This window comes from Streptomyces dioscori (assembly GCF_003024195.1).
GTDB classification, from domain to species: Bacteria; Actinomycetota; Actinomycetes; order Streptomycetales; family Streptomycetaceae; genus Streptomyces; species Streptomyces dioscori.
The window spans coordinates 654,096-675,224 of sequence record NZ_KZ679038.1 but is presented as its reverse complement, the minus strand read 5'-3'; the positions used below and the strand labels follow the sequence as shown (position 1 = coordinate 675,224).

The 21,129-nt window shown below is 70.9% G+C and carries 19 protein-coding genes; 18 read left to right on the top strand and 1 reads right to left on the bottom strand.

Annotated features, from left to right (window positions below; genetic code table 11):
• Nucleotides 1-226 precede the first annotated feature (226 nt).
• Entirely contained in the window at nt 227-661 is a 435-nt protein-coding gene (locus tag C6Y14_RS02915; protein WP_107015165.1) for an ankyrin repeat domain-containing protein, read from the top strand.
• A gap of 30 nt (nt 662-691) precedes the next feature.
• Here C6Y14_RS02915 and C6Y14_RS02910 read toward each other — a convergent pair whose 3' ends face one another.
• The gene (locus tag C6Y14_RS02910; RefSeq protein WP_107014814.1) at nt 692-1,234 is read right to left on the bottom strand and encodes a cupin domain-containing protein; all 543 of its coding nucleotides are present in this window, start codon (nt 1,232-1,234) and stop codon (nt 692-694) included.
• 138 nt (nt 1,235-1,372) lie between these two features.
• On the opposite strand from C6Y14_RS02910, the gene C6Y14_RS02905 reads away from it, so the two are divergent.
• The 17 genes from C6Y14_RS02905 (at nt 1,373) to C6Y14_RS02825 (ending at nt 21,053) form a co-directional block, all read left to right on the top strand.
• Nucleotides 1,373-1,861, top strand: a complete 489-nt coding sequence (locus tag C6Y14_RS02905; protein WP_107014813.1) for an RrF2 family transcriptional regulator — start codon at nt 1,373-1,375, stop codon at nt 1,859-1,861.
• Between the two features lie 101 nt (nt 1,862-1,962).
• Nucleotides 1,963-2,847 (top strand): DsbA family oxidoreductase, encoded by an 885-nt coding sequence (locus C6Y14_RS02900; protein WP_107014812.1) that lies wholly within the window; start codon nt 1,963-1,965, stop codon nt 2,845-2,847.
• A 577-nt stretch (nt 2,848-3,424) separates the two neighbouring features.
• Nucleotides 3,425-4,996, top strand: coding sequence for an ABC transporter substrate-binding protein (locus tag C6Y14_RS02895; protein WP_107014811.1), 1,572 nt, complete (start codon nt 3,425-3,427; stop codon nt 4,994-4,996).
• A gap of 45 nt (nt 4,997-5,041) precedes the next feature.
• A complete protein-coding gene (locus C6Y14_RS02890; RefSeq protein WP_107014810.1) occupies nt 5,042-6,070 on the top strand; it encodes an ABC transporter permease in 1,029 nt (342 codons plus the stop codon).
• A 2-nt stretch (nt 6,071-6,072) separates the two neighbouring features.
• On the top strand, nt 6,073-6,960 hold the full coding sequence (locus C6Y14_RS02885; protein ID WP_107014809.1) for an ABC transporter permease: 888 nt from the start codon (nt 6,073-6,075) through the stop codon (nt 6,958-6,960).
• The gene (locus C6Y14_RS02880) at nt 6,960-7,895 is read left to right on the top strand and encodes an ABC transporter ATP-binding protein (RefSeq protein ID WP_107014808.1); all 936 of its coding nucleotides are present in this window, start codon (nt 6,960-6,962) and stop codon (nt 7,893-7,895) included. Before C6Y14_RS02885 ends, C6Y14_RS02880 begins: the two co-directional genes overlap by 1 nt.
• A complete protein-coding gene (locus tag C6Y14_RS02875) occupies nt 7,892-8,764 on the top strand; it encodes an ABC transporter ATP-binding protein (RefSeq protein ID WP_107014807.1) in 873 nt (290 codons plus the stop codon). Before C6Y14_RS02880 ends, C6Y14_RS02875 begins: the two co-directional genes overlap by 4 nt.
• Nucleotides 8,765-8,859: 95 nt before the next feature.
• Nucleotides 8,860-10,200, top strand: a complete 1,341-nt coding sequence (locus C6Y14_RS02870) for an LLM class flavin-dependent oxidoreductase (RefSeq protein WP_107014806.1) — start codon at nt 8,860-8,862, stop codon at nt 10,198-10,200.
• Nucleotides 10,201-10,210: 10 nt separating this feature from the next.
• Entirely contained in the window at nt 10,211-12,022 is a 1,812-nt protein-coding gene (locus tag C6Y14_RS02865; protein WP_107014805.1) for an FAD-dependent monooxygenase, read from the top strand.
• Between the two features lie 64 nt (nt 12,023-12,086).
• Nucleotides 12,087-13,121 (top strand): LLM class flavin-dependent oxidoreductase, encoded by a 1,035-nt coding sequence (locus C6Y14_RS02860; protein WP_107014804.1) that lies wholly within the window; start codon nt 12,087-12,089, stop codon nt 13,119-13,121.
• Between the two features lies 1 nt (nt 13,122).
• Entirely contained in the window at nt 13,123-13,956 is an 834-nt protein-coding gene (locus C6Y14_RS02855) for an alpha/beta fold hydrolase (RefSeq protein WP_107014803.1), read from the top strand.
• Nucleotides 13,957-14,017: 61 nt separating this feature from the next.
• Nucleotides 14,018-14,575 carry an NADPH-dependent FMN reductase gene (gene ssuE / locus C6Y14_RS02850; protein WP_107014802.1) on the top strand — a complete coding sequence of 186 codons (558 nt, stop codon included), beginning with the start codon at nt 14,018-14,020 and terminating at the stop codon, nt 14,573-14,575.
• 150 nt (nt 14,576-14,725) lie between these two features.
• Nucleotides 14,726-15,307, top strand: a complete 582-nt coding sequence (locus tag C6Y14_RS02845) for a tellurite resistance TerB family protein (RefSeq protein ID WP_107014801.1) — start codon at nt 14,726-14,728, stop codon at nt 15,305-15,307.
• A 384-nt stretch (nt 15,308-15,691) separates the two neighbouring features.
• Nucleotides 15,692-16,639, top strand: a complete 948-nt coding sequence (locus C6Y14_RS02840) for an SGNH/GDSL hydrolase family protein (protein ID WP_107014800.1) — start codon at nt 15,692-15,694, stop codon at nt 16,637-16,639.
• 199 nt (nt 16,640-16,838) lie between these two features.
• Nucleotides 16,839-18,200: an NAD(P)/FAD-dependent oxidoreductase gene (locus C6Y14_RS02835; protein ID WP_107014799.1), complete on the top strand. Its 1,362-nt coding sequence runs from the start codon at nt 16,839-16,841 to the stop codon at nt 18,198-18,200.
• Nucleotides 18,201-18,357: 157 nt separating this feature from the next.
• Nucleotides 18,358-19,362 (top strand): TIGR03885 family FMN-dependent LLM class oxidoreductase, encoded by a 1,005-nt coding sequence (locus C6Y14_RS02830; RefSeq protein ID WP_107014798.1) that lies wholly within the window; start codon nt 18,358-18,360, stop codon nt 19,360-19,362.
• A complete protein-coding gene (locus C6Y14_RS02825; protein WP_107014797.1) occupies nt 19,353-21,053 on the top strand; it encodes an alpha-amylase family protein in 1,701 nt (566 codons plus the stop codon). Before C6Y14_RS02830 ends, C6Y14_RS02825 begins: the two co-directional genes overlap by 10 nt.
• Nucleotides 21,054-21,129: the final 76 nt, after the last annotated feature.

The window sequence follows — 21,129 nt, the reverse complement described above, 5'->3', positions numbered from 1 at the left end:
CTGTCGAAGAGGGTCCGGACCTTGTGGTCCGGACCCTCTTTCGTTCCCCGGACGACACCCGTCACGGAACGTGAACTCGGCCGGCGGTCGTGCGGCGCTCCGCTCGAAAACCCGGTGGCCGCGACGCCGGAGCTGTCGATACCGTCGGCCTCCCGGCAGGCCGCGGCAGCGGATGCCTTGGCTTGCCCGATGCAGGTTCGGGCTGAGGTGCGAGGTCGGACGCATGGTGAACAGACGCCGGCAGAAGAAGCTGTCCCGACGGCTCGTCAGCGCCGCGACCTTCGGCGACAGCTCGCAGATCGACGCTCTCCTGCGAGCCGGGGCCGACCCCGGCACGGTCGACACCGAGGGCACCACACCTCTTTACGCCGCGTCCGTCCACGGCGCCACCGGCAATGTCCTGCGCCTGCTGGCGGCCGGGGCCCCGCCCGACACGGAGAGCGGACGGGGCACGGAAGGCACACCCCTGTGCGGGGCCGCCTGCTGGGGGCACGTCGAGACGGTCCGTGCGCTTCTGGCGCACGGCGCCGATCCCCGGCTCCGCGAGGACCACGGCACGGGACGCTCCCCGCTGGAGTGGGCGATGGCCGGGCCCCATCCCGAGACGATCGACGTGCTGCTGGCCGCGGGTGCCCAACCGGCCGCCCCGGCCGTGACCTGACTCACCTCGGGTTCCGCGACCCTCGACGGCTCAGGACTCGTCCGGCGAAAGGGCGTACAGCTGGGGGAGGTTGACCACGATCGCCTCCTGCGTGCTGCGCGCGATGACGACCACCGCCTCGTCCTCCGGGTCCGGGTTCTCCTCCCGGTGCGGGACGAACGGCGGTACGAAGATGTAGTCGCCGGGTGAGGTCCGCAGCCGTACCTCCTTCGGCTCCTTGCCCGCGCCCTCGCCCGCGCCCTCGGCCCCGCCCCGGCCCGAGTCGTCGATGAAGACGAACTCCGGGTGGCCGCTCACCACATAGATGGCCGTCTCGGACTCACCGTGGTGGTGGTCGGAGGAAGCCGTCGACGGAGCCACATGCGTCTGGCCCATCCACAGCTTCTCGGAGCCGACGGTCCTCCCGCTGACGGCCGCGAACCTGCGCATGCCGCCGCTCTGCGCGGTGTCGCCGTCCAGGGAGTCGGCGCGGATGTGGTGCAGACGGCTGCGCAGGGGTGCGGTCGGCTCGTTCGGGCTGTCGTGGAGGTGGGGATGGAAGCCCTCACCGGGGGTCGTCAGCGGCTCGCTCATGGCGGCGACGCTAGAGCGGTCCCGAAAAGGATGTCAAGAGGTGTCCTTTGGCTTTCACCTGCGGCAATGTTCCCGCAATGTGGGAAACAAGCCGCCGAAGCGCCGCGCGCCGCCCCCCTCCTCAGGCATGATGTGCGCATGCATATTTCCGCGAAGGCGGACTACGCCATGAGGGCGCTGCTGGAGCTCGCCCGCGAACCTTCCCGCCCGCTCACCTGTGAAGCCATCGCCTCCTCGCAGGAGATCCCGTTCCGCTTCCTGAAGTCCGTGGTGGGTGAACTGCGCAGAGCCGGCCTGGTGCGCAGCCAGCGCGGCTGCGAGGGCGGTTACTGGCTCGGCAGGGCCGCCGAGGAGATCACCCTGCTCGATGTCACGCGTGCCGTGGACGGCGAGTTGATCACCCTGCGCGGTGAGCCGCTGGAGGGTCTCGACTACCCGGGTCCCGCGACAGGCCTGCCCGATGTGTGGCGCGAGGTCGAGGCGGCCGCCGCGGCGGTCCTGGGCGGGGTGACGCTGACCTCGCTGCTCACCCGTGGAACGACGGGCGTGACGGGAGCGGCGGGCGTGACGGGCGTGACGGGAGCGGCGGCAGCGGCCGAAGGGCTCGCCCGGAGAGGCGCCGCGTGACAGCCGGGCCGCAACCGGGACCGAGACGGCCGCCGCAACAACCGCCGCAGTCGAACTCGCAGCCACACCGGCCGCCTCAACAGCCGCCGCAGCCCAACTCGTTGACACCGGCGTCGGTCGAAGTCGTCGAGTACACCGACCCGTTGTGCCCCTGGGCCTGGGGATCGGAGCCCGTCTTCCGGAAGTTGCGGGCGGCGCTGGCCGGCCGGGTCCGCTGGCGGCGGGCGTACGCGATCCTCTTCGACCACGACGACGATCCGCCGCCCGACCCGGTGGCGGAGACGGCCTGGTACGCGCGCTACGTCGAGGAGATCAGTTCGCACAGCCGGGCCCCGCGCCCCGTGCGGCTCAGCCGGATGCCGGCCGACTCCTGGCCCTCCTCGCTCGTTGCCAAGGCCGCCGTCCGCCAGGGCGAAGAGGTCGCCGAGCGGGTGCTGCGGCGGCTGCGGGAGAGCGTCTTCGTGCTCGGCGAACCGGCGGACACCCCCGACCTGGCCCTGGCCGCGGTCCGGGGCGTACCCGGTCTGGACGTGCGGCGGCTGGCGGTCGACGCCGCCTCCGGGGCGGTGCTGGAACAGGTGCGCGCCGACCGGCTGGAGGCCCGCCGCCCGGTGGCCGAGGTGCTCACCGCGCAAGACGGGTCGCCGCATCCGGGCGCGGCCAAGGAGACCGACGAGGGCGGACACCGGTACGCGTTGCCGACCCTGCTCGTCCGGACCGAGGGCGAGTACCGCGTCGTACCCGGCTGGCGGCCCTTCGAGGAGTACGCGGCGGCCGTCGAGGAACTGAGTCCCGGGCTGTCGGCGGTGCACGCCCGGCTCACTCCGGCGCACGCGCTGGAGCGCTACCGCAGTCTCACCGACCTGGAGCGGCTGCTGCTGACCGAGGGCCCTTGGCCGCCCCCGGACGCCGTGCGGGTGGACACGGCGGGCGGGCCCCTGTGGCTGCACCCCGACGAGGCGGCAACTCACCCCGCCGCACGGTGAATCCGGCTCGTCCGAGGCTGTGAACTGCGGCGGACCCCGTCCCGCCCAATGAGACACCAATTGGTGTCCATTGACAGTCGGTTGCGGGAGCCCCCAGGATGAGCACCATGCTTACGACGCACCCCGGTGTGGTGTGCCGCTACGTGGACCTGCGGCGCACCAGCAGCGCACTCTGTCGCTGACCCTTCGCCGTCCCCGGTCCGCAGACGCCTGACCGCCGCCTCCAGTACTGGCTCTCCAGTGCTCGACCGAGCCGTGCCCGCCTCTGCGTCTTCCTCTCCGTGCCCCGTCGCACTCCCCGTGCCTCGTCGCACACCTTCTCCGTCTCCCGGCCCGCCCCTTTGCGAGCCCGTCGACTCCTCCATCCCGGTAGTCCCGCGATCCCGCACGTCCTGCTCTGAGCGCCGCACGCCCTGCCCTGAGTGCCGCGCGCCCCGAGTGCGCGCCGGCGCTCTCCCCGGCATGTCCGTGCGGCCCCTCCGGGTCCGAGTCGACGTTCCGTACGCACAGGGTCAGGTCCTCCCGCCTTGCTCCTTCTGCCCCGGCCCCGGCCGGGGCCCGCCAAAGGAAGAACGAGATGCCCGCTCACCTCATTACCCGCCGCCCCGGAGCGGACCGCCGTTCGTCCCGAGGCGCAGGCCGCCTGCGGGCCGCAGCCCTCGGAACCGCCTTCGTCGCCGTGCTCACCCCCGTACTGAGCGCCTGCGGCGGTGACTCCGCCGCCTCGGGCGGCGGCTCCACGCTGAAGTGGACCTCCTCGTACTTCCCGACCCACTGGGACCCGGTCGTCGGTGGCAGCGGCGCGCAGTTCCGCGAACTCGCCCTCGCCTACGCCTCGTTGACTCGTACGGACGAGAGCGGCAAGGCTGTTCCCGACCTCGCCAAGAGCTGGGAGTACAACGACAAGGGTGACGAGATCACCTTCCATCTGCGTTCCGGCCTGAAGTTCAGCGACGGCGAGCCCGTCGACGGCGCCGCCGTCAAGGCGGCCATCGAGCGGGCGCAGAAGCAGAAGAACTCGGCGCTCTTCGGCGACCTGACCTCCATCAAGTCGGTGGACGCCGACGGCCTCGACGCGGTCCTGCACCTCAGCCAGGTCGACTATCAGATACCCCAGTTGCTCGGTCAGCGCGTCCTGCAGATCGCCAGCCCCAAGGCGGCCAAGAACCCCGAGAAGCTGGACCAGAACCCGGTCGGCGCGGGCCCGTTCGTCGTCACCCAGGTGATCCCGGGCACCAAGGCGCTCCTGAAGAAGAACCCGGACTACTGGGACGCGAAGAACATCCACATCGACAACGTCGAGCTGACCTCCGCGCCCGACGCCTCCACGGTCGTCTCCGGTCTGCAGACCGGCGTCTACAACTTCGCCGACCTGGACCCGAGTCAGGCGTCCGCCGCCAAGAAGGCCGGCCTGGACGTCTTCGTACAGCCGGGCTTCAACGCCTCGAACCTCAGCCTCAACGTCAACAAGGCACCCTTCGACAACGACAAGGTCGTCGACGCCGTACGCCACGCGGTCAACCGCAAGGAGTTCGTCGACAAGCTGACCTTCGGCTACGGCGAGGTGACCGACCAGCCGTTCCCGAAGGGGTACGAGGCCTACGACCCCAAGTCGGAGAACGCCTACCCCTACGACCCGGCGAAGTCGAAGAAGCTCCTCGCCGAGGCGGGCTACAAGTCCGGTGACATCAAGCTGAACCTGGTCATCCCTGCGGAGGACCCGCAGGCGGAGATCGTCCAGTCCCAGCTGGGCAAGGTCGGCATCAAGGTCACCATCAAGATCGACAAGAACTGGGCCACCCCGTTCTTCGCGAAGGACCTGACGTTCTCGCTGTACGGGACCACCGGCCGTGACTCCGCGGCGCAGACCCTCACCGCCCACTTCGGCCCCAACGGCCCGCTGAACCTCAGCACGCCCTACGAGCCGGCCGGTTTCGAGGCCGCCATCGCCAAGGTGCGCAAGACCCCGCTGGACGCCCCCGACTACACACAGGTGCTCCAGGCGGCGACCCGGGCGGGACTGGAGAGCAAGGCACTGGTCTTCACCTACTCCCAGCCGAACCTCATCGCCAAGAGCAAGTCGATCTCGGACCTGCCGAAGAACCCGGCCCACATCGACTGGACCGGCGTGACCATCTCCGGCAGCTGACACCTCGTCCCAGCCAAGAACCCACCACAAGAGAGGGGCAAGCCCATGACGACGACCGCGGAACAGGCCCCGCCTGCCCGCCGTCGCAGGGTCGTCGGGACCAGGGTGCGGCACAGGCTCGGCCGCCTCCTGGTCACCCTGGCCCGGTCGGTCGCGATCTTCGTGCCCGTCTTCCTCGTCGCGACCTTCGTGACCTTCGCGCTGCGGTCGATGAGCGGACTCAGCCCGGCGCGGATCCAGCTGGGCGAGGAGGCGACCCCCGAGGCCATCGCGCGGGTCGAGGCCCAGTGGGGTCTCGACCGGCCGTTCCTGGTCCAGTACTGGGACTGGTTCACCGGTGTCCTGCACGGACAGCTCGGCACCAGCTGGACCAACGGCGCCGACATCTCCACACTCATCGGCCTGGGCCTCGGAGTGAGCCTGTCCGTCGCCACGTTCGCGCTGATCATCGGTGTCGTCCTCGGCTTCACCCTCGGCACGCTCGCGGCACTCAAGCGCACCACCTGGATCGACCGGGCCATCACCGGCTTCGTCACCCTCATCTCGGTGATGCCCGCGTTCGTCGTCGGTATCGTGCTGGTCGCGGTCTTCGCCGTGGGACTGCATCTGTTCCCCTCCGCCGGATACATCCCGGCCGAACAGGGTGTCGGCCCCTGGCTCGCGCACATCACGCTCCCGGCGCTCGCGCTCAGCTTCGACGTCGTCGCGGACGTGGCCCGCCAACTCCGCGGCAGTCTCGTCGCCGCCTTCCGCGAGAACTACGTGACGGGCGCGGTCGTACGGGGCCTGAGCCCACGTCGGATCTTCCTCGGCCATGTGCTCCGCAACGGCATCGGCCCGGCCCTGGCCACCCTCGGCCTGAAATTCCCCGCACTGGTCGGCGCCTCCGTCGTCACCGAATGGATCTTCGGGCTGCAGGGCTTCGGCCGGTTCGCCAACGACTCCGCCCAGGCCGGCGACGTACCGGCCGTACAGGGAGTCCTCGTCGTGTCGATCGTCCTGGTCGTCCTCTTCAACCTGATCGTCAACCTGGTGCTGGCACGTGTCACACCGGCATCCCAGCGGGGGGTATGACCATGGTGCGCCGCGTCCTCAGCCTGACCTCCGGCCGCATCGCCGTGGTCATCCTCACCCTGATCGCGCTGCTGGCCGTCCTCGGCCCGCTGCTCGCCCCGCAGAACCCCCTGGCCACCAGCGACAACACCCTTGCCGCGGCCTCCGGATCCCACTGGCTCGGCACCGACTACCTCGGCCGGGACACCTTCAGCCGGCTCCTGGACGGCTCACGCGTCAGCGTGCTCGGCTCCCTCGAAGTCGCCGTGATGGCCCTGGTCGTCGGCGCGATCCCCGGTATCCTGTCGGTCTACCTCGGCCGGACCTTCGAATGGCTCACCCTGCGGCTGGCCGACACGCTGGTCGCCCTGCCGTTCCTGCTGTTCGCGGTCGCCGTCATCGCGCTCCTGGGCAACGGCATCACCCAGGCCATGCTCGTCACCGGAGCCCTGGTCTCCCCGCTCTTCTACCGGGTGGCCCGCGCCGCCACCCTGGCCGTCGCCCGCTCTCCCTACGTGGAGGCAGCACTCGTCGCGGGCGCCTCGACCGGCTGGATCGTCCGCCGGCACGTCTGGGTCAAGGTGCTCCCGCCGATCGCCGTCGCGCTCGCCCAGACCATCGGCGTCGGTTTCATCATCGTCTCCAGCCTCACCTTCCTGGGCATCGGCGTACAGCCTCCCGCACCGACCTGGGGCGGACTGCTCGCCTCCGACCTCGGCTATCTCAGCTACCAGCCGTGGGCGCCCCTCGCCCCCGCGGTGCTGATCATGATCACCGTCTGGGCCAGCAACCTGCTCGCCGACGCGATCCGCGACGTCTCCGGCGAAGCGGGCCGGGCCTTCGTCAACACCCGCAAGGCCCGCGCCAATCGCCTCGGCAAGCCCGACCCCGTATCCACCGGAGGTGCGTGATGACCACGCTGTCCGCGAAGGCCGCCCCCGGCACGGCCCTGTGTGCCGCCGAGCCCGCCACGGAGCCCGCCACCGGGTCCGTCGGTGAGCTTTCCACGGCCGGTACGACGGCCGCACCCGTGCTCGCCGTGCGCGGTGTGCGCATCAGCGACCAGGTCACCGACCGCGAGATCGTCCACGGCGTGAGCTTCGAACTCACCCCGGGGAAAACGGTCGGCATCGTCGGCGAGTCGGGCAGCGGCAAGACCCTCACCTGCCGGGCCACGCTGGGCATCCTGCCCCCGCACTTCGAGGTCTCCGCCGGCTCCATCGAGATCGCCGGCACCGACATCGCGACCCTGACACCCCAGCAGTGGACGGCCCTGCGCGGCGCCACGATCAGCGCGGTCTTCCAGGACCCGGCGTCCTACCTCAACCCCTCGATCCGGGTGGGCGCGCAGATCGCCGAGGTCATCCGGGTCAAGAAGGGCCTGAAGCGGCGCGAGGCACGCCACCGTGCCGTCGAACTGCTCCAGGCCGTCCAACTGCGCGATCCGGAACTGGTCTACGGCCAGTACACGCACGAGCTGTCCGGCGGCATGCTCCAGCGCGTCCTGATCGCCGTCGCGATCGCCGCCGACCCGCAGATCCTCATCGCCGACGAGGCGACGACCGCGCTCGACGTCACGGTCCAGGCCGAGATCCTCGACCTCCTCGCCGAACTCCGCGAACAGGCCGGTCTGGCCCTGGTGGTCGTCTCCCACGACCTGGCCGTCGTCGCCCAGCTGTGCGACGAGGTCCTCGTCATGCGCGAGGGCGAGGTGGTGGAACAGGGCCCGACGAGCGACGTACTCCACCGTCCGCGCCACGAGTACACCCGACTGCTCATCGCCGAGCACGACCAGTACGGCCTGGAGAAGTTCCTCACGCCGCTCACGCCGCAGGAGACATCGTGACCACCGAGCAGACACAGGGACAGCGGTCCGCCGAAGCGGGGGCGGACGGACGGGCCGTCCTGGAGGTCACCGGCCTCGACGTGCACTACGGGCCCCGCCGACAGCGCCGCCGCGCCCTGCACGACGTCTCGCTGAGCGTCGCACCCGGGGAAACCGTCGGCATCATCGGCGAGACGGGATCGGGCAAGTCCACCTTCGCCCGCACGGTCCTCGGCCTGGTACGCGCCTCCGCGGGCCGGATCGTCATCGGCGGCGAGGACGTCGGGGCGTACGGCAGCCGTCAGTGGCGCAGACTGCGCCGCCGCGGCGTCGTCCAGTACGTCTTCCAGGACCCGCTGCGCAGCCTCGACCCCGACCTCACCGTCGAGGAGTCGCTGATCGAGCCGCTGCTCATCCAGGGCGTGGCACGACAGGAAGCGGCGGACCGGGCCCGTACGTTCCTCGCCCGCGTCCAGCTCTCCGAGGAACTGCTCGACCGGCTGCCGGGGGAGCTGTCCGGCGGTCAGCGCCAGCGGGTCGCGGTGGCCCGGGCGCTGGTCACCGAGCCGAAGCTGGTCATCCTCGACGAGCCGGTCAGCGCGCTCGACTCGGCCAACCGCGTACAGATCCTGCAGATCCTCAAGGATCTGCGCGCTGCGGGCGTGGCCCTCGTCTTCATCTCGCACGACCTGGGGTCCGTCGCCGGGGTCGCCGACCGTATCGCCGTGCTCTACCAGGGCGAACTCGTCGAGGTCGGCGCGGCCCGCGACGTCATCACCGATCCCCGGCACGTCTACACCCGGCTGCTCGTCGGCTCCGCGCCCACCCTGCGCAGTGCCTCGGCCGACCGCGCCGAACGCGACCGGCTCCGCGCGCTGCTGCACGCTTGAGTCCGCACACCTGGGTGCGCCGACGAACCCGCGCACCCAGGTGTGCCTGTGAACCCCCGCACCCCTCAACTTCCGCACCACCGAGAGGAATCCGCATGCCCCGCACGATCCACCTCGCCCTGCACCCCTACGGCGTCGGCGGCCCCGGCCAGCACGGTCTGTGGAAGGACCCGAGCGTCGCGAAGAACGCCAGCATCGACATCAACTACTACATCAAGCAGGCGCAGGCGGCCGAACACGCCCTGTTCGACGCCCTGTTCGTCGTCGACAGTCAGTTCATCAACGCGACCTACCCCTCGCACTATCTCAACCGGCTCGAACCGCTGACCCTGTTGTCGGCGGTCGCCACCCACACCCGGCACATCGGTCTGGTCGGCACGGCGAGTTCGACGTACAACTCGCCCTTCAACCTCGCCCGCCGGTTCGCCTCCCTCGACCACATCAGCGGCGGCCGGGCCGGCTGGAACGTCGTGACCAGCTTCGACACCGGAACGTCCCGCAACTACGGGCTGGACGAACACCTCGACTACACCACCCGCTACGGCAGGGCGCTGGAGTTCGTGAAGGTCGCCCGCGGCCTGTGGGACTCGTACGAGGACGACGCGTTCCCCGCCGACGTCGAGCGGGACATCTTCCTCGACCCCGCCAAGCTGCACGAACTCAACCACGAGGGCGAGCACTTCAAGGTCGCCGGGCCGCTCAACCTCTCGCGCTCGCCGCAGGGCCAGCCGGTCATCTTCCAGGCCGGCGTCTCCGAGGAGGGCCGCGACCTCGCCGCACAGGTCGCCGAGGGCATCTACGCGCCGGGCGGTTCACTGCAGCAGGCGCAGGACTACTACGCCGACATCAAGAAGCGCACCGCCTCCTACGGCCGCGACCCCGAGCACATCAAGATCTTCATCCACGGCGGACCGATCGTCGCAGCCACCGACGAGGCCGCCCAGCGGCGCGAGCGGGAGATCTTCGAGGAGGACAACGACTTCAAGGGCAACCTCGCGCTCCTGGGCCGCTCCTTCGGCGCGTACGACTTCAGCGCGCACGACCTGGACGCGCCGTTCCCGGACGTGGCGCACCTCGCCGAGAAGGGCGGTCGTACCGGCGCGTCCAAGCTGATCGAGCGGGCGAAGGCCGAGAACCTGACCCTGCGTCAAGTGGCCCAGTCCGTAAGCGAATTCCGTCGCTCGCCGTTCGTCGGGGCGCCGGCGACCGTGGCCGACACCATCGAGAAGTGGTTCGACGCCGGCACCTTCGACGGCATCAACCTCGCCTTCCGCAACAACGCCGACCTGGAACTCTTCGTCGACGGCGTCGTCCCGATCCTGCAGAAGCGCGGACTGTTCCGCACCGAGTACGCGGCCGACACCCTGCGCGGCAACCTGGGCCTGCCGGTCCCCGCCAACCGCAACACCCGCGAGCCCAGCCTCGCGGACCACTGAGGACAGGGACATGAACGAACTGTCGGTGACGGGCGGGCGTGACGTCCACACGGTACGGTTCCCGGCCGCCACCCCGCCGGACACCGTGGACGTACTGATCGTCGGAGCGGGCCCCGTCGGCCTCTCCGCCGCGATCGAACTGGCCGGGCGCGGCGTCCGCGTCGCCGTAGTGGACCGCGCCCGCACCGCGACCCTGGTACGGGCCGGAGCGATGGGACACACCCCTCGCGTGGTGGAACACTTCCGGCGCTGGGGGCTGCTCCAGCGCATCCGGGACGCCTGGACCTACCCACCGGAGTGGAACCAGGGCACCAGGCTGGTCACCTCCCTGGCCGGACACGAACTGGTCCCGCTGCCACGCCCTTCCTTCAACTCCCTGCGCCCCACGGCCTCGTACGCGTCGGAGGAAGCCCTGCGACGGCCGCAGACCGTGCTCCAGCAAGTCTTCCTCGACCGGCTGCGGGAACAGGGCGTGAGCGTCGCGGGCGGCTGGGAGCTGAGGGCACTTCGCGAGCACGCCGACGGCGTCGATGCCGAGATCGTGGGCGTGGACGGTGACGCGGCAGGTGGGGTGAGCGAGGGTGAGCGGCGCACCGTCCGTGCCGCCTATGTGCTGGGCACCGACGGCGGGAGCAGCACCACCCGACGGCTGGCGGGCATCGGGCGCGAGGGCGAGCACGCCACCGAGAAGCGGCTGCGGCTCATCGTCCGTACCGGCGACATCAGCGACCGGGTCGGAGCGGCGCCGAGCGGCAGCAACATCGTCGTCAACGCGAAGGCGTCCGGCTTCCTGGCGGCGGTGAGCACCCGCGAGTGGCGCGTCTACGCCGGCCCGTACCCGCTGGACCACGAGCCCACGGAGGACGAGCTGCTGGAGATCGGCCGGGCCGCGTTCGGGTTCGACCTGGACCTCGAACTGGTATCGGCGACGACCTTCTACCACGCCACCCGGATCGCCGAGACGTTCCACCGCGGCCGGGTCCTGCTGGCCGGTGACGCCGCGCATGTCCGTACCCCCGGCGGCAACCTCGGCGAGGGCTTCGGCGACGTGGTCAACCTCGGCTGGAAACTGGCCGCGGTCATCGGCGGCCACGCGCCGCGGACGCTGCTCGACTCGTACGACGAGGAGCGCCGCAGACACAACTGGCGCATCGCCGACCACTCCCTCCAACGGGCCCGCCGTACCCAGTCGACCCTCGCGGAGATCCGCCGCGGCGGCATCCCCGACGACGCCGACCTCGGACCGGAGGCCGCGCGGCGCCGGAAGGAGATCGGCGAACGGCTCGGCAAGGACCGCGACCCGGCGGCGGGCGTCACCTTCGACGAGCGCTACGACGCGTCGAGCGCGATCTGGTACGAACCCGGCCAGCTCGACTCCGAACCCCGCTGGCGTGCGGACGTCTACGAGGACGACCCGCGACCGGGCCACCGGGCCCCCGACGGACACGTCGACCCGTACGGCGGCACACTCCACGACCGCATCGGTGTCTCCCTGGCCCTGCTCGTCCTCACCGAGGACCGTGACGTCGAGCATGCCTTCGCCGCGGAGGCCGCGGCACGGGCACTGCCCTTCGCCGTGATCCACCTGACCCATCCCGAAGCACGCTCTGTCTACGGCACCGGCAACGTCCTCGTACGCCCCGACCAGCACGTCGCCTGGCGTGGCACCGAACTTCCCGGCGGAGGTGCCGGCGCCGTCCTCGACCGGGTGTTGGGAGCCGGCGACGAGCACGAGATCAGCACCGATACGGGCACCGACACCGAGGGACTCGTCGCGGTCGCCGGAGCCGGGAGCGGTCTCGGACGCGGAGCCGGACGGTGAGCCTCACCGTGCGCCGCTCGGCAACTCGGCGGTGCTCCAGGCGACTTCGAAAGGCGAGCACCTCATGACGACCACCACCGGAACACCGCGCTTCAGACTCGGCTTCCTCACCCATGTCCAGGGGCGGGGCACCGACCTGGCCCAGACCTACCGCAACGCCACCGAACTCTTCGTCGCCGCCGACGAACTCGGCTTCGACGTCGGCTGGGTCGCCCAGCACCACGTCCCCGGCAGCGGCGGCGGCCTCTCCTCACCCTGGACGTTCCTCGCCCACGCCGCGGCCCGGACCACCCGCATCCGCCTCGGTACGGCCATCACGGTGCTGCCGCTGGAGGACCCGGTGCGCCTCGCCGAGGACATCGCCGTCGTCGACACGCTCAGCGGCGGCCGCGTCGAGGTCGGCGTCGGCAGTGGGTACAGCGAGCTGGAGTACGCCGCGTTCGGCCGTGACCCCGCCCGCAAACGGGAGTTGACCACCGAGCACCTGAGCGTGCTGCGCACGGCCCTGGCCGGCGAAGAGGTGCGTACACCCGGATTCCGCGTCCAGCCCGCGCCCGGGGACTTCTCCGACCGGATCTGGCAGGGCGTCTTCAGCGCGCCCGGCGCACAGCACGCCGCCGCCGGCGGTTCGAACCTGCTGCTCAACCGGGCGGCGTACGGGTTCGACGCGCCCACCGACGAGATACAGCGGCCCTGGGCCGACGCGTACCTGGACGCGTGGGACCGGCCGCGCCGCCCGCGGATCGGACTGTCCCGGTTCGTGTTCCCGGCCAAGGACCGGCGCACGGCCCTTCGGCACATCGGTGACGACGTGCACCGGGCGGCGCTGCGCATGGCCGAGAGCGGCGCCTTCCCCAAAGGCCTCGCGCCGGAGGAGGCGCTGCGCCGCTTCCACTGCTTCCACGGCTCCACCGAGGAGGTCGTCGCGGAACTGCGGCAGGAGAAGGTGCTGCCCCTCGCGACCGACCTCATCACCCAGTTCAACCCGGCCGTCCTCGACCACGACACCGCCATCCGCGCCCTCGAACTCATCGCGACCGAGGTGGCACCCGCCCTGGGCTGGCAGCCCGCGACCGAGCCCGCACTCGCAGGAGTCTGACATGACCGAATACACCGACCACCACGCCCCCGAGGGCCTGCGCACGCGCGGCACCGTCATCGTGGTACCCGGCAGGGGAGAGACCCGCGACACCTACACCCGGCTCGGCAGGCGGCTCGCCGCCGACGCCTACCGCGTCCGTGTCGTCGACGCGCCGGACATCGACGCCGACGACCTGGACGGCCAACTCGCCGACTTCGGGGCCCGGTTGACCGCCGCCGGTGACGGGACCGCGGGGGAGAACGGGACCGAGGGCGGAACCGACAACGGGGCAGAGGGCGGGATCGTGCGCCCGGTCGTGTTCCTGGGTGCGGACACCGGGGCCCTCGCCGTCGCCGCGCTCGTCGGCGCGAGCGACACCGCGGGCGACGCCCCGACCGGGCTGCGACCGGACGCCGTCGTACTCGCCGGGCTTCCGGGCCACGCCACCGGAGCCGGCGGAGCCATCGGCGCCGCCGGTACCTGGGACGACGAACTCGACGTACGCACGTCCTGCCCCGCCCACCGGGGCAGGCTCACGGACGACACCCAGGTACGCCGTGGCGCACTCGGCGAGACGGTGCCAGAGGCCCTGCTCGTAGCGGCCCACGGCAGCGAGGCCGACGTGCCCGCGCTGATCCTCGTCGGCGACGCCGATCCGCTCGCGGACCACGACGCGCTCGTCCGCACGGCCAAGTCCCTGCCCCGAGCCCGCCTGTCGACCGTGCGGGGCGGCCACCACGACGTGCTGAACGACCTGCAGCACCGCTCGGTGGCGGCCGAGATCGTCACCTTCCTGGAGACCCTGCGCAACGAACTGGTGCCCCTGATCGCCGTGGAGACCAGCGACTGGTGAGCGGGCCCCGCCCCACCCCTCACGTGCCACGTCCGAACCCCGCATCCTGAAAGGTCCCCTCATGGCCGCGATTCTGTCCGTCTCCGGAAGCCCTTCGGCCACCTCCCGCACCACACGACTCCTGCGCCACCTGGACGACCGGCTGCGGGACCAGGGTCACGACGTCATCTCCTTGGAGGTACGCACCCTGCCCGCCGAGGCGCTGCTCGGCGCCGACTTCCGGCACCCGGCCGTCGTCGCGGCCACGGCACTGTTCGAGCAGGTGGACGGCGTGGTGATCGGCACCCCCGTCTACAAGGCCGCCTATTCGGGGCTGCTGAAGTCGCTCCTTGACCTGCTCCCGCAGTACGCGCTGGCCGGCAAGACGGTGCTGCCGCTCGCCACCGGCGGCAGCACGGCCCATGTCCTGGCCATCGACTACGCGCTGCGCCCCGTGCTGAGCTCCATGGGGGCCGCGCACATCGTCCAGGGGTGGTTCACCCTCGACAAGGACATCACCGCCGGGGACGACGGCAGTCTGACCGTCGCGCCGGGTGCGGCGGAGGCCCTGGCGCAGGTCACGGACCAGTTCTCCATCGCGCTGGGAGGCCGCACGACGGTGCTGGCGCCCGTGGGGTAGACCGGATTCGCCCGTCCCGGCCCTGCACATGATCTTTTTACGTTACCTTTGCCAATCGGGAACCTCTCCTGACGTGGCAGCCGTTCATCTGACGGACCGCGTACGGGAATCGACCGCGTACAGGTAACAGCAGAAGCCGAGGTGGCAGTAGTGGCGATGTTCGACCGGCTCAAGGAGCAGGCGAAGAACCTCCAGCAGTCCCGGAGTGGCGGGGGAGGGACGGGTCAGGGGCAGCACGGTGGCCATGCGCCCGGCTCGTCCTCCGCCGGTTCCTCGGGCTCCTCCGGTGGCTCGAAGGCGCAGCTGCTCGGGCTGTTCAAGTCCCAGCTCGCGTCGGCGAAGGCAGAACTGAAGAGCGGGTCCTACCGGGACGCCAGCATGGCGATGTGCGCGCTGGTGGCCGCGGCCGACGGGCGCGTCGACCCGGCGGAGCGGCAGCGCGTGGAGGAGCTGATCGCCTCGAACGAGGTGCTGCAGAACTTCCCCGCGGACCAGCTGCGTCAGCGCTTCAACCAGCACGTGGACCGGCTCACGGCCAACTTCGAACAGGGCAAGGCGGAGGCGCTGCGCGACATCGCCAAGGCGGCCAAGAAGCCGACGGAGGCGCGTGCGGTCGTCCAGACCGGCATGGTGGTCGCGGGCGCGGACGGTCACTTCGAGGCGTCCGAGCAGTATGCGATCCGTGAGGCGTGCCAGGCGCTTGGGCTGTCGCCCACGGAGTTCGGCGTCTGAGAGACGCGGTCTGTTTTGGCCCCGGCCCGGTCGTAGGGTGCGGCGCCGTCGTGGCTGGCCGCGCAGTTCCCCGCGCCCCTGAAAAGCGGGGCTGCGCCCCGGCTTTTCGTCCCTGGCGGCACGGAACCCGCGCGACCGGCGACGGCGGCGCTGTCGTCTTTAGGGGCGCGGGGAACTGCGCGACCGGCCACGATGGCGCGTCGTTCTGGGGGGTGGTCGGCCACGACGGCGCTGTCGTTTTTAGGGGCGCGGGGAACTGCGCGATCAGCCACGACGGTGCCGCAGACGAGAACACCAGGCGCTCCCACCCCTGGTCCCGGGACCGAACTGGCCGGTATACAAGGTCAGTCACGCGCGCCGTCCGGACCCAGGGGGAACCTCTCGATGAACCGTCGCACCCCGTACGACAGCCCCACATCGAACCGCCGCCACCGCGCGACAACCGTGGCCGCAGCCCTCACCGGCTGCGCCCTCGTCATCGCCTCCGGCGCCCCCGTGGCGGCACACGGCGGCGGCCCAGGCGGCGGAGGCCACAACGGCGGGCACGGCACACGTACGGACTACGCCGCCCTGGGCGACTCCTACACCTCGGGCCCGCTGATACCGAAGCAGGTCGACGCGAACTGCGCGCGCTCCGACCGCAACTACCCCTCACTCGTCGCCGCGGAGCGAAAAGTGTCCACGTTCAAGGACGTGAGCTGCGGCGGCGCCACGACCGAGCACATGTGGAAGGCCCAGGGCACCAACCCACCGCAGCTCAACGCCCTGCAGCGGGGCACCGACCTGGTCACCGTCCAGATCGGCGGCAACGACTTCGGGTTCGGTTCCATCATCGGCACCTGCGCGCAGCTGAGCGCGCAGGACCTCAAGGGCAACCCGTGCCAGCGGCACTACACGACGGCGTCCGGTGCCGACCAGCTGACGCTGAAGATCCTCGACACGGCGCCCAAGCTCGCCGCCGTCCTGCGGGCCGTGCACGCCAGGGCGCCGCACGCGCGCGTGCTCGTCGTCGGCTACCCGAATCTCCTGCCGGAGGACGGCAGCGGTTGCTACCCCTCGGTTCCGTTCGCGGCGAAGGATTTCCCGTATCTGCGCGACACCGGCAAGCGCCTCAACCTGATGATGCGCGTGGTGGCGAAGCTGAACCACGCGGAATACGTCGACACGTACGGGCCCACGATCGGCCACGACATGTGCAAGCCCCCGGCGGTTCGCTGGATCGAACCCCTGCAGCCGGCCTCGCCCGCGGCCCCGGCACACCCCAACGCCAAGGGCGAGGCGGCCATGGCAGGCGCCGTTCTGAAGCAGCTCCGCAAGGGGCACGGCCACTGACGGACACCCCTTCACCGTCCCCCTTCCCGTCGCCCTTCCCGCCCCCTTCTCCGTCCGCTGTCCGGTCCGTGCCGGGGCCGACTCGCCGGTCGCGGGAGGTACGTCGGCTCGTCTTGTTGAGGGATCACCATGTGCGATGAGGGGACTCGGGGGCACAGGGGAGTGGGGGAAGCCCGACAGTACGCGGCCGGTGAAAGGGATGAACATCGTGGTACGACCGAAGATCTTGGTGGTGGGAGCGGGCTTCGCGGGAGTGGAGTGCGTCCGCCGCCTGGAGCGCAAACTGGGACCCGACGAGGCCGACCTGGCGCTGGTGACACCGTTCTCCTACCAGCTCTACCTGCCACTGCTGCCGCAGGTCGCCTCCGGGGTGCTCACCCCGCAGTCGATCGCCGTGTCGCTGCGCCGCAGCCGCAGGTACCGCACGCGCATCATTCCCGGCGGTGCCATCGGCGTGGACGTGAAGGCCAAGGTCTGCGTCGTCCGCAAGATCACCGGCGAGATCGTCAACGAACGCTACGACCAGATCGTGCTGGCACCGGGCAGCGTCACCCGTACCTTCGACATCCCGGGCCTCGTCGACCACGCCCGCGGCATGAAGACGCTCGCCGAGGCCGCGTACGTCCGTGACCATGTGATCTCGCAGCTCGACATCGCCGACGCCAGCCACGACGAGGCGGAGCGGGCGGCCCGGCTCCAGTTCGTGGTGGTCGGCGGCGGCTACGCCGGTACCGAGACCGCCGCGTGCCTGCAGCGCCTGACGCACAACGCCGTCAAGCGCTACCCGAGGCTCGACCCGAAGCTGATCAAGTGGCATCTGATCGACATCGCGCCGAAGCTGATGCCCGAACTGGGCGACAAACTCGGCAACAGCGCCCTGCAGATCCTGCGCAGGCGCGGCATCGAGGTCTCCCTCGGTGTGTCCATCGAGAAGGCGGGCCCCGAGGAGGTCACCTTCACCGACGGCCGGGTGATCCCGACCCACACGCTGATCTGGACCGCCGGAGTGGCGGCCAGCCCGCTCATCGCGACCCTGGGCGCCGAGACGATCAAGGGCCGCCTCGCCGTCAGCTCGGAGATGTCCCTGCGCGGCCACGACGGCGTCTTCGCACTCGGTGACGCCGCCGCCGTACCGGACGAGGCCAAGGACGTGGCGGGCGCCGTCTGCCCGCCGACCGCCCAGCACGCGATGCGCCAGGGCAAGCACGTCGCCGACAACGTGATCGCCTCGCTGCGCGGGCAGACGATGACGCCGTACGTCCACAAGGACCTGGGACTCGTCGTCGACCTCGGCGGGTTCGACGCCGTGTCCAAGCCGCTCGGCATCGAGCTGCGCGGCCTGCCTGCCCTGGTTGCGGCCCGCGGCTACCACTGGGGCGCGCTGCGCACCAACGTGGCGAAGGCCCGGGTGGCGACGAACTGGGTGCTGAACTCCCTGGCGGGTGACGATTTCGTGCGTACGGGATTCCAGTCGCGTACGCCCGCGACGCTGCGGGACTTCGAGTACACGAACGCGTATCTGACCCCGGAGGAGATCCGGGAGCGTACCCAGGCCGGGTGACGTAGAAGCCGGGTGATCCCGAGGTTGTCCCGGTCCCGGGGTGGTCCCGGTCCTGGGGCGGTCCGGTCCCGGGGTGTGACGAGGTGGGGCGCACGCCAATTCATGGCGTGCGCCCATCACTTCGCTGAGGGACCCTCCGAGGGGTACCCGCCGGGGCATGACCGTCTATGGATTGCACGCCTCGCACGAACAGGTGCCGCCCGCGGACCTGCTCGACGCCGTGGTGCACGCGGAACGCAAGGGCTTCACCGCCGCCATGTGCTCGGACCACTTCTCCCCGTGGAGCGTCCGCCAGGGGGAGTCCGGGTTCGCCTGGTCGTGGCTCGGAGCCGCCCTCCAGGCCACCGACCAGGTGCCGTTCGGTGTCGTGAACGCGCCGGGGCAGCGCTACCACCCCGCGATCGTCGCCCAGGCCGTCTCCAGTCTCGCCGCCATGTACCCGGCCAGGTTCTGGGTGGCGCTCGGCAGCGGCGAGGCGTCGAACGAGCACATCACCGGAGCACGCTGGCCCCGCAAGGACGTCCGCAACGCACGGCTGCGGGAGTGTGTCGACGTCATCCGCGCACTGCTGCAGGGGGAGGAGGTCAGCCACGACGGCCTGGTGACCGTCGACCGGGCCCGGCTGTGGACCCTGCCGCCCGAGGTCCCGCCGCTGATCGGAGCCGCCTGCAGCACGGCCACCGCCACCTGGTGCGCCGAGTGGGCCGACGGCCTCATCACGGTCAACGCCCCGAAGGAACAGCTGCGCGAGATCATCGGCGCGTACCGCGACGCGGGCGGCCGTGGCCCGCTGCACCTCCAGGCGCATCTGAGCTGGGCGCCCACCCAGGAGGAGGCCGCCGCGCTGGCGCACGATCAGTGGCGCACCAACGTGCATGGTCCCCCGGCCAGTTGGGATCTGGACTCGGCGGAGCTGTTCGACAGCGTCAGCGAGCACGTCACCCCCGACCGGGTGGCGGAAAGCGTCAACATCTCGTCCGACCTCGGCCGGCACACCGCCTGGCTGCAGGAGTACGCCGAGCTGGGTTTCGACGCCGTGATGCTCCACCACGTGGGCCGTGCGCAGGGCCCGTTCATCGACGCGTTCGCCGCCGAGGTGCTGCCGCGGCTCGACGTCACGCGCCCTCTGCCCGCCACGGCGAAGGAGTACCGATGCGTCTGACCCGTACCTCCGACCTGTGGTGGAAGAACGCGGTCGTGTACTGCCTGGACGTCGAGACCTACCAGGACGGCAACGGCGACGGGACCGGCGACTTCGCGGGCCTCACCCAGCGCATCGACCATCTGGTGCGCCTCGGTGCGACCTGCGTATGGCTCATGCCGTTCTATCCGACCCGTGAACGCGACGACGGATACGACATCACGGACTTCTACGGCGTCGACCCGCGCCTGGGCACCCTCGGCGACTTCACCGAGTTCGTCCGCACCGCCCGGGACCGTGGCATCCGGGTGATCGCGGACCTCGTCGTCAACCACACCTCCGAGGACCACCCGTGGTTCAAGGACGCCCGCTCAAGCCGGGACTCCGCCCACCGCGACTGGTACGTCTGGGCGGACGAGCCGCCCGAGGACGGCCCCGAGGGCGTGGTCTTCCCCGACGCGGAGGACAGCCTGTGGGAGTACGACGAGGGCAGCGGCCAGTACTACCTGCACCGGTTCTACAAGCAGCAGCCCGATCTCAACGTCGCCAACCCCGAGGTCCGCGACGAGATAGCCCGCGTCATGGGCTTCTGGACGCAGCTCGGGCTGTCCGGCTTCCGCGTCGACGCCGTGCCCTTCCTGCTGGAGACCGACGGCCAGGCCGACGCCGGGGCGCTGCCCGACCCGCACGAGTACCTGGCCGATCTGCGCGCCTTCCTCGGCCGCCGCAACGGCGAGTCGATCCTGCTCGGTGAGGTCAACCTGCCCTACGACGGCCTCGCCCGGTTCTTCGGCGACCCGGACTCGGACCGCGGCGACGAGCTGACCATGTGCTTCGACTTCGTCGCCATGCAGCAGATGTATCTGTCCATGGCGCGCGAGGACGCCGGACCGCTGGCCGCCGCGCTGCGCGAGCGCCCGGCGGCGCCGCGGGACGCCCACTGGGCCACGTTCGTGCGCAACCACGACGAGCTGACCCTCGACAAACTGAGCGACGCCGAACGCGCCGAGGTGTTCGCGTCCTTCGGCCCCGAGAAGGACATGCAGCTCTACGACCGGGGGCTGCGCCGCAGGCTGCCGCCCATGGTCGAGGGCGACCGGCGCCGCGTCGAACTCGCCTACAGCCTGCTGTTCACCCTGCCGGGCACCCCCGTCCTCTTCTACGGCGAGGAGATCGGAATGGGGGAGAACCTGGCGGCCGAGGGACGCCAGGCCGTGCGCACGCCCATGCAGTGGACTCCGGAAGCGGGCGCGGGCTTCTCCACCGCGGGGCCCGACTCCTTCCCCAACCCGCTGGTGGAGGGCGCTTTCGGCTGCCGGCAGGTCAACGTGTACGAGCAGAGCCGTGATCCGGGCTCGCTGCTGAGCCGTGTCCGGCTGTTCGCCGAGCGCTACCGGGAGGCACCCGAACTGGCCTGGGGCGAACACGGACTGGTGGACACGGGGGAGCGTTCGGTTCTCGCGCATGTCGGCCGCACCGGTGGCGGGACGGTCCTGGCGGTGCACAACTTCGCCGCCGAGCCGGTCACCGTACGGCTGCGGCTGCCCGAGGCCGGGCCCGGCGGGCGGCTCACCGATCTGCTCGACGAGGGGCACGCCGGCCTCACGGTGCCCGACGACGGCCTGTTCCGGGTCGAGCTGCCCGCCTACGGATACCGGTGGCTGCGCGTCGGCACCCGGGCGGACGATCCGGAGAGGGTGGTGGCTGACTGAACCCTGTCCCGACCCTTCAGAAACACACCCGGAAATCACCGCAAGAGCCTCCGCGAATCACCGCAGGAACGGCAAG

Excerpts from the sequence above, each read along its gene's own strand:
- C6Y14_RS02835 (WP_107014799.1), top strand. The coding sequence starts at position 16,839 with ATGAACATCGTGGTACGACCGAAGATCTTGGTGGTGGGAGCGGGCTTC.
- C6Y14_RS02825 (WP_107014797.1), top strand. The coding sequence starts at position 19,353 with ATGCGTCTGACCCGTACCTCCGACCTGTGGTGGAAGAACGCGGTCGTG.
- C6Y14_RS02880 (WP_107014808.1), top strand. The coding sequence starts at position 6,960 with ATGACCACGCTGTCCGCGAAGGCCGCCCCCGGCACGGCCCTGTGTGCC.
- C6Y14_RS02860 (WP_107014804.1), top strand. The coding sequence starts at position 12,087 with ATGACGACCACCACCGGAACACCGCGCTTCAGACTCGGCTTCCTCACC.
- C6Y14_RS02885 (WP_107014809.1), top strand. The coding sequence starts at position 6,073 with ATGGTGCGCCGCGTCCTCAGCCTGACCTCCGGCCGCATCGCCGTGGTC.
- C6Y14_RS02905 (WP_107014813.1), top strand. The coding sequence starts at position 1,373 with ATGCATATTTCCGCGAAGGCGGACTACGCCATGAGGGCGCTGCTGGAG.
- C6Y14_RS02890 (WP_107014810.1), top strand. The coding sequence starts at position 5,042 with ATGACGACGACCGCGGAACAGGCCCCGCCTGCCCGCCGTCGCAGGGTC.
- C6Y14_RS02830 (WP_107014798.1), top strand. The coding sequence starts at position 18,358 with ATGACCGTCTATGGATTGCACGCCTCGCACGAACAGGTGCCGCCCGCG.
- C6Y14_RS02870 (WP_107014806.1), top strand. The coding sequence starts at position 8,860 with ATGCCCCGCACGATCCACCTCGCCCTGCACCCCTACGGCGTCGGCGGC.
- C6Y14_RS02855 (WP_107014803.1), top strand. The coding sequence starts at position 13,123 with ATGACCGAATACACCGACCACCACGCCCCCGAGGGCCTGCGCACGCGC.
- C6Y14_RS02865 (WP_107014805.1), top strand. The coding sequence starts at position 10,211 with ATGAACGAACTGTCGGTGACGGGCGGGCGTGACGTCCACACGGTACGG.
- C6Y14_RS02895 (WP_107014811.1), top strand. The coding sequence starts at position 3,425 with ATGCCCGCTCACCTCATTACCCGCCGCCCCGGAGCGGACCGCCGTTCG.
- C6Y14_RS02840 (WP_107014800.1), top strand. The coding sequence starts at position 15,692 with ATGAACCGTCGCACCCCGTACGACAGCCCCACATCGAACCGCCGCCAC.
- C6Y14_RS02910 (WP_107014814.1), bottom strand. The coding sequence starts at position 1,234 with ATGAGCGAGCCGCTGACGACCCCCGGTGAGGGCTTCCATCCCCACCTC.
- ssuE (WP_107014802.1), top strand. The coding sequence starts at position 14,018 with ATGGCCGCGATTCTGTCCGTCTCCGGAAGCCCTTCGGCCACCTCCCGC.